This window comes from Bradyrhizobium sp. CCBAU 11430 (assembly GCF_028128855.1).
GTDB classification, from domain to species: Bacteria; Pseudomonadota; Alphaproteobacteria; order Rhizobiales; family Xanthobacteraceae; genus Bradyrhizobium; species Bradyrhizobium ottawaense.
This window is the reverse complement of record NZ_LBJV01000031.1, coordinates 26,014-33,842: the sequence shown is the minus strand read 5'-3', so window position 1 is coordinate 33,842 and position 7,829 is coordinate 26,014. Positions and strand designations below refer to the sequence as shown.

Annotated in this window: 3 protein-coding genes and 2 pseudogenes; 2 read left to right on the top strand and 3 right to left on the bottom strand. The window is 57.5% G+C overall.

What is annotated here, in order from left to right; genetic code table 11:
- The first annotated feature begins 1,714 nt into the window (after nt 1-1,714).
- Complete coding sequence (locus XI04_RS08945; protein WP_271623618.1) at nt 1,715-3,067, top strand: LLM class flavin-dependent oxidoreductase; 1,353 nt, start codon at nt 1,715-1,717, stop codon at nt 3,065-3,067.
- 576 nt (nt 3,068-3,643) lie between these two features.
- On the opposite strand, the pseudogene XI04_RS08940 reads toward XI04_RS08945, so the two are convergent.
- Nucleotides 3,644-4,149: pseudogene (locus XI04_RS08940) on the bottom strand (IS66 family transposase); the annotation flags it as partial.
- On the opposite strand from XI04_RS08940, the pseudogene XI04_RS08935 reads away from it, so the two are divergent.
- Nucleotides 4,125-4,699: pseudogene (locus XI04_RS08935) on the top strand (alanine dehydrogenase); the annotation flags it as partial. The pseudogenes XI04_RS08940 and XI04_RS08935 overlap by 25 nt on opposite strands.
- 122 nt (nt 4,700-4,821) lie before the next feature.
- Here the strand turns inward: XI04_RS08935 and XI04_RS08930 are convergent.
- Both XI04_RS08930 and XI04_RS08925 read right to left on the bottom strand, forming a co-directional pair.
- Nucleotides 4,822-6,570 carry an MFS transporter gene (locus XI04_RS08930; RefSeq protein ID WP_271623617.1) on the bottom strand — a complete coding sequence of 583 codons (1,749 nt, stop codon included), beginning with the start codon at nt 6,568-6,570 and terminating at the stop codon, nt 4,822-4,824.
- 635 nt (nt 6,571-7,205) lie between these two features.
- Entirely contained in the window at nt 7,206-7,682 is a 477-nt protein-coding gene (locus tag XI04_RS08925) for an Lrp/AsnC family transcriptional regulator (protein WP_271623616.1), read from the bottom strand.
- Nucleotides 7,683-7,829 lie beyond the last annotated feature (147 nt).

The following is a 7,829-nucleotide window of genomic DNA, read 5'->3' as shown; positions in this document are numbered from 1 at the left end:
GAATGACGGCGGACGCGCTGGCTCTCAGAGTCCGGATCGTGCTGATCCTGTGAGGTAGGTGGCGCTTTCTAAAGCAGCGATGACCGGGCTGCACGATGAGCCGCACTCGGTGGCGCCGCGCACCATTAACGCTACTCGCCCCGAAGCCGGATCGTGAGGACGCCGGAACGCTATCCCGAGAACGCCACTCATTGGAGTTTTCGCGGTATGGCAAAGGCCAGCGGCTTGTCGGTGTCGACGGTGCAACGTATCTGGCGGGACTTCTGTCTCCAGCCGCCCGGGCTGGAGACATTCAAGCTCGACTGATCCGAAGTTCGTGGCCAAAGTACGCGAGGTTGCTGGCCTTTACGTCTTGCCGCCAGCACACGCTTAGTGCTGTGTGTAGTCGAAAGTTTCAAATCTAGGCGCTGGACCGCAGTCAGCCGATGCTGCCGATGCGTCCCGGCCATCCAGCTCGAAGGAGCCGCCATTACAAAAGACACCCCATCACATCGCCCTTCGCCGGCCTCGATATTGCGACCGGACGGGTTATCGGCAAGTGCTGCCCCAACGCGCCGCGATGTTGCAAACTTCCGGTTCAGGGCACTAGGAGAGACTCAACTTGCGAAAGGCGAGCTTCTGGACTCATCTGCTAGTTTCAAGCGGAAAATGCCTATATCCAGGTTCTTCTCGCCGTAGGCGGCCCCGGCCTAGCCTTCCACTTCGAAGCCGGAGATTGCTTTGGCCGAGGGGCGACGCTTCAGCGTTGTCCAAGCGCAGAGTCATGTCCACGTTCGCATCGACAAGTCTGCGAGCGCCTTTGCGCCGGGCCGCCATCGGTGCGTGATGATGGAGCGGGGACGGCTCTCTTCTAGAAGGCGAGGCTATGCTGGCGTGGCGTTCGCGGCCATCGGCATAGCCTTTTGAGGTAGATGTCCTCGTGCTTGAGCGAGCGAGCACAGGCGCGCGATGAACGGCCATGACCCTCCATAGATGCGTACGTCGGCCATCAGCGCGCCGCTGAAGGCCGCCCTGGTAAACTAGCTGCTGCCCTGATCGGTGTTGTCGCGACGATAGTTGGAAAAGGCTAGAAGTAGCGCAAGGGGAGAACGGCAGACCAAACGTACGAGGCGCGGACAGACGGCGGCCGCCAGGAAGTCAGTGCCGCCGCCGCGACCGCTTCGCCTATCCTACCGACGAACATCGTCGCGATCTGCTCGATGCATCAGAACCACCGGCAATCCGAACGGCGCAAGTTCGCCGATTTCGTCTCCAAGTTGCCAAAATCCCCGAGCGCAAAGAATGCAGTATCGGTTTTGTTCGACTATCTTCGTCTATAGAACTCATTATGCCTTTGGTGATCCCTGTCTATGGGAGCGTGTCTCCACGTGCAGAATCGAGTGACCCCCTGCGCTTTGCTTCTCCTGAACGTCAGGAGGCAGAAACAGCACGTCACGGGATGCCGGCTTCCAAGTAAGGCCCGTGGGAAGGGCCGCACAACGTCAGAGCTAGGGCCCCACTCTCATTTGGTAGGTCCCCTCTCGTTTAATCTTATGTAGAGTCAGTTTTCAGAGAAGTGCACTCTTGAGAGTTTGTTGCAGTCGTCTCCCACGCTCCGAATTGTACCATACGATGGGGCTGTAGCGAGCTATTGCGCCAGCCGCGAAAGTTCGTTGGGCAAGGTTTAACAATTGAATGCAGCGCGCGAGAGAAGTCCAACTAAGGGAGATAAGGCATGCGAGCTAACAAGGAAATCACGCTCGGACTGTATCTTGCCCGGGCAGGATACCATGAAGGTGCTTGGCGGGATCCCAGCGTACCCACCGATGGCGGTATTGATATCGACCATTATGTAGCACTTGCAAGATTGGCCGAAAATGCCGCGTTTCACTTCATATTTATCGCCGATCATCAAGGCATAATAGATGATCATGCAGTGCTGTCACGCGTGAGTCGGAGCGAAGGCTTCGAGCCAATTACGTTATTGTCGGCTCTTTCCTCGCGAACACGGGACATCGGCCTCGTTGCGACAGCCACGACAACCTACTATCAACCATACCATCTTGCGCGGCTATTCGCATCGCTTGACCACTTATCAAAAGGACGTGCGGCATGGAACATTGTTACCTCTGCCATGACGCCCGAAGCCCAAAATTTTGGTGAAGAACGACTGCCAGATCACGACAAGCGTTACGCTCGAGCGAACGAGTTTGTAGAGATAGTCAAGGGCCTTTGGGATACTTGGCAGGACGATGCGTTCGTTCGCAACAAGGACACCGGTATTTACGCGGATACTGCGAAGCTACATGTACTCAACCATCGAGGAGACTATTTTTCCGTAAGGGGACCCTTGAACATAGCAAGGCCTCCGCAAGGGTACCCCGTGTTGGTTCAAGCTGGTGCATCTAATGCAGGCATAGCGTTTGCTGCAGAAGTTGCCGAAGTCGTGTTCACCGCCGAGCCGTGGCTCTATAACGGTAAGCGATTTTACGCCAATCTCAAACAGCGCGCCCGGGCACTCGGGCGGGATGATGATCAGCTGCTAATCATGCCGGGTATTGTTCCGATCGTTGGAAAAACCAAACAAGAAGCTTCTGAGAAGCTTCAAAAGCTACGGTCCGATACACACATTGACGTCCAAATTGGGGCGGCAGACCTTTGGCTGGGATCAGTCACGGATCTACGTTCGATAGATCTTGACACATTGGTCCCTGAGACTTTACCGCAAACAAATGCGATTCAGAGCCGTCAGAAGCTGCTCATCGATCTTGCCGCACGTCAGAAGTTTACCTGGAGACAACTGATCCAATTTATATCGGACAGTAAGGGGCATCTCATGGTCGTTGGAACACCGGAGGAGATCGCTGATGCGATGATAGAGACATTTGACCAACAGGCTGCCGACGGATTTAATGTGTTGTCGGCAACTGCTCCTGGTGGTCTGAAAGAGTTCGTCGAGTTGGTCGTTCCTGAACTGCGCCGGCGAGGGAGATTTCGATCGAAATACTCCGGACAAACTCTAAGGGAGAATCTTGGTCTCGAGCGACCAGCGAACCGGTTCACGCACGGCAGTTTAGGCCATCACTAAGGTCGGCGCTGCCTCGGCACGTGCATCTGGAGAAACAAGCACTTGAATACAGATGGCGTCACCTATGGGCAGCGTAGGCATGCGGTTTGACTTTCCAAGCATGTATGGCGGAGGGGGCACAGAGTGGGGCCTCATGAACGTGAACGAGCAGGTGAGTGGAGTTCCTGCCTGGTAAGGAAGCGCGATAGGTGGAGCGAACAGGAGAGACAATAAGCAGGCAGGGTCGTCCGAGAGACGGCATCCGCCGCTCAGCTTCAGTATGGAAGAGCAGGCGCCTTGCCTCTGCCAAATGCCCGTACTCGCTGAATGCAGGATGGTATCCATTCGGCGTAGGCTGCAGGATTCCCGCCTGAGCAGTTCTGGGTCTCTTTAGTAGAACTTGATGAGCTCGCTCAGGTTCTCGTTCCGGAGCCGGCGAACCCTGGACGCCGTCTTCTCCGATGCGATAGACCCAGACGCCGCCGTCCTCGATCTCCATCTTGTCGGCGATGTCACACAAGCAATCTTCATCTTCGCCGAGGTCCCCCGCGACCTTGGTAACGTTGGTGACGTCATGGACGTTGTTAACGTGGATGGTCATGCCGCACGAGCAGAGGTCGCTGAAGCCCGGCGCCCAATTCCAGGGCAGAAGCTCGTCAACCCGATGGGCCGGATGAGGTGCGATGCCAGCGAGGACATCGGCCAGTCAGGCTTGCGGATCTATGCCGTTCATTTGCTGTGCGATCAAACCTTACATGGCTGCGGCGTGTCGCCCTCCGCAGTCAGATCCGCGGAACCGCCAGGATTTCCGTCCAAGAGCAATACCTCGCAAGCGCCGTTCGGCGACATTGTTGGAGAGACACACGCGTCCAGGCGTGAGGCTCGCCCATCGCTTCAGGATATAGTTGAACGCCTTGGCCAGGTCGTGACCGCGAGGCAGTTTTTGGCGAGCGGTTCGCGCATGTAGACCCGAAGGTCCCGGACCAAAGGCCGGCTCAGCGTCTGTCGCACCTCCAGACGCCCTTCAGGGCTCCTGCGATTGATTTCGAGCGTTCGATCTCGAACAGCGCATCGATCCGGTACTCACGCTGCGCGGCTGGCGGCAGACCTCAGCGCCGAGGTCACAATCCTCGGTCGTTTCGTTCGCCGGCTTCGCGACCTGGATGAACCGTTCGGAGAGCGAGTTCGTACCAGATGCTCGACTATCGACTCTGTTGAGGAGGAGGTATTCGCGGCCAATGTCCTCATTGGCAGCGTTCTCGTTCCCGGCGCGAGCGCGCCGAAGCTTGTCAGCCGCAGCATGTTGAACCTCGATGCGGAAAGGCTCCGTGATTGTTGACGTAGCTATCGATCAGGGCGGGTGCTTCGGGATCCCGCGTCCATCGACACACGCAGATCCAACTTACGAGGTGGATGGCGCCATCCATATTGCGTTCCCAATATCCCTGGAGCTGTCCCGCCCACCCGAGCCGGGCTCTGAACAACGCCACGCCGCCGTTTGGCTTGGCGCTCGCCAACAAGGGATTCGCGGCCATCCTCTAAAATCCACATCTGCGTACGGGCCTGAATGTCTATCGCGGTCGTCTCACCTATAAGGCGGTCGCCGAGAGCCTCGGCCTATCTTCTCACCCATCGGATCAGAGCGGTGCCTGATCCTCCTCTAGGGGGCATTTCCCTGACTTCGTGGGCCACTCCTTCGGAATCCCCATGATCGGATTAGCGTCTTGGACGGTTAAACGGCAATCTGCCTAATAGTGAATGCCTGATCAAGGTAATCAAGACCTTTGGAGCAACCTTTGTTGCTGCTCAAGCTTGCCTGTCCGGCGCCCCGCTTCGGCAAGCTCATCAGCTCCGATCAGCCCTTGACCGTGCACCAATTCCTTCGCCGCGCGATCAGGCTCATCGTCGTTCCCGCGCACCGATCCGAACGGGCGCTCCAGCATGCGGCGGACACGTATAGGCTCAGGGCCAACGTGGAAAGCGGCGGCCTGTTCATCTAGGGCGCGCTCCGACAGCGTCGACCGGTTGCGCTGTCGCAGATAATCTAGCCATGTTGGACAGTGATAGCGCTCAGTCCAGAGTTCGGGGTCGGCGATGTCACGCGCAATGGACCAGCCATAGGCGCCGGTGCGCTGGCGGAATAGCTGCACGTCCTGCATCACATTGTGAAACGCCCGCGCATTCTCCCGCGATACGCGGTATTCAATCTCGACAACAAGCGGACCAGTGCGTCCCGAAAGTTCGAGCCGAACTTCGGGATCGGCCAGCATCTCGGCTTCTTGCTCACGAGCACTGATGCGTGGCATCGGCAGCCAGAACCCCAAAACCGGTGTTACAAGCATTAAACCGGCCGAAATCAGCAGGGTTGTCTGCACGCCCGTGACATCGGCCAGATAACCCCAGGCCCAGCTGCCAATGGCAATTCCGCCCGATCCCGCCGCCTGGTAGGCCGCCAGCGATCGACCGGCGACCCAGCGCGGCGCTGCCAGCTGCACCCCAATGTTAAACAGCGCCCAGGCGATCATCCACACGGCGCCCGCGAGGAACAGCGCAACCGCCGTCAATACCGGCGCTCCGCTCAGCGCTACTGCGGTCACCGCCCCGCCCATCGAAAGAGCGCAGGCTCGAATTGCCGCCTCACCGGTCATGCGCTTGCGCAGCTCGGTGATATTGAGTGCTCCGACCACCGCGCCGAGACCAAAAGCGCTGAGCATCGTGCCGTACGTTTGTGCGCCGCCATGCAGCAGGTCACGAGCTACAAGCGGCATGAGCGCGATAATTCCGCCGCCGATTACACCCATCACCATGGAGCGCACCAGCACGATCATGATCGACGGCGAATTGATGATATAGCGCACACCTGAAACGATAGCGCGACTAAGTTTCTCAGGCGGCAGACGGCTCGGTACAGAAATGCGCTTCCATAGGAACAGCGCGAGCATCAGCGGAAGGTAAAGCAAGGCATTGAGAGCGAATGCAGCGACCGCACCCGCAGTTGCAACCACGATACCGCCGATCGCCGAACCCACGCTTCGTGCAATGTTGTAGCTGATACTGTTCAGCGCCACCGCCGCCGGAAGGGTTTCCAACGGCACTTGCTCGCTGACCGCGGATTGCCAGGCCGGATCCATCAGGGCCATGCCGCTTCCAACTACGAAGCACAATGCGAGCAACAAATTCGGAGTGATCAAGTCAAGCCAAGCGAGCGCCGTCAGCGCGGATGCGCCGGCGAGCGCGATACCGACCGAGACTAGTGCAACTATACGGCGGTCATACATGTCGGCGATCGCACCGGCTGGCATTGAGATGAACATGACCGGTAACATCAGAGCGGTCTGCACAAGCGCGACTTTGTCCGCCGATGATGTCATCTGGGTCATTGCCCAAGCGGCGCCGACGCTCCGAATGAGAGCGCCCAGGTTGGCAAGCACGCTCGCTATCCAGATGCGCCGGAAGGTGAGAAAGCGAAGCGGTGCGGTGATGCTATCAGCGCGAAACGTCTTTGGCTTGGACAAATTGATCACCTCGGCCCCTGCCTTGCGTCCGATGATTGGATTGCCGCGGCTGTTGATGGCCTAAAAACACTTGGCCTTTAGGAAACGGCGAGACACTTCGTTCGGTCTGCACAGCTCGCGTACGAAGGCCGTACAGTAATGGTAAACGACCGGAAATTGCTGTGGAACATGGTCTTGCTCGCCTCGTGCGCGAGAAACCGTCTCTCTAATGCGGAGGCAACCTGCGACAACAGCGCGAGGTGGACCGGATACGGCGTGCTCTCGATAACTTGGCTTACCGCGCTCGCGGCATAATCCGGTCGCCGCGATCCCGACCTCGATGCCGTTTGTCGTGAGTAGGGGATATCGGCCCTGCCGCCACGGTCCGCCGAAGCAAGTGGAGCTACTTCGTCAAGTGAACCGCAGAGGAATTTCCGCCAAGTTCTTAGATTTTGCATCGTCCCGTCAGACTGGATGGCTCATGCGATCGATTGACGAGCCACTTGGGTCAAGCTGGCTGCTGTGAAAATCAATTCGAAAGAAAGCCGCTCAAGAAAGCGTCCCAGCAGGCAGAGTAGAGCATCGAGGCGATTGTTTTTTGGCGTTGTGCGCGAATGAGCGATGAAAAACCGCACGAACACTAGTCAGAGGGAGGAGCGCCCCGTTCACTTCTCGGACGGAGACTCGATCGGAATGGCAAAGCCTGTCTTCACCCGATCCATTATGACCATGGTTTTGAAGCCTTTGATATCCGAGTTCTCATAGAAGAAGCGACGTGTGAACTGCTCATAATCTTCCATGGTTCGGGCGGTAATGTAGAGAACAAAATCGGCGTCGCCGGTGACGTAAAAGCCGTTGACGACCTCAGCCGAGGATTTGATGGCCTTCTTGAACTTGTCTATGATGTCTGATCGCTCTCGTTCGAGGCTCACCAGCACAAGCATCTGGATGGGTCTTCCCACCGCTCTTGCGGAAACGATCGAAACATCGGCTTCAATGATTCCGTCCGAGCGGAGGCGCTTCAACCGGCGCTGACATGCCGTCGCAGAAAGCCCAGCCATTTCACCGATAACCTCGGAAGTCAGGCGGTTATTCTTCTGGACGATCTCCAGGATGCGGGCGTCTATCCGGTCGTATTGCATGATTGAGCTCCAGCCTTCAGGTGCATTCCGTCGCGAAGTGCGGGTGTGTTGCAGGAAATCGTTCGAGCTAGTGGGAAATGCGATGCAAATCTCTATGCACTATCAGTATCCTGATTGCATGGGCAATTTCAATAAAATGACCGCTTG

Excerpts from the sequence above, each read along its gene's own strand:
- XI04_RS08945 (WP_271623618.1), top strand. The coding sequence starts at position 1,715 with ATGCGAGCTAACAAGGAAATCACGCTCGGACTGTATCTTGCCCGGGCA.
- XI04_RS08925 (WP_271623616.1), bottom strand. The coding sequence starts at position 7,682 with ATGCAATACGACCGGATAGACGCCCGCATCCTGGAGATCGTCCAGAAG.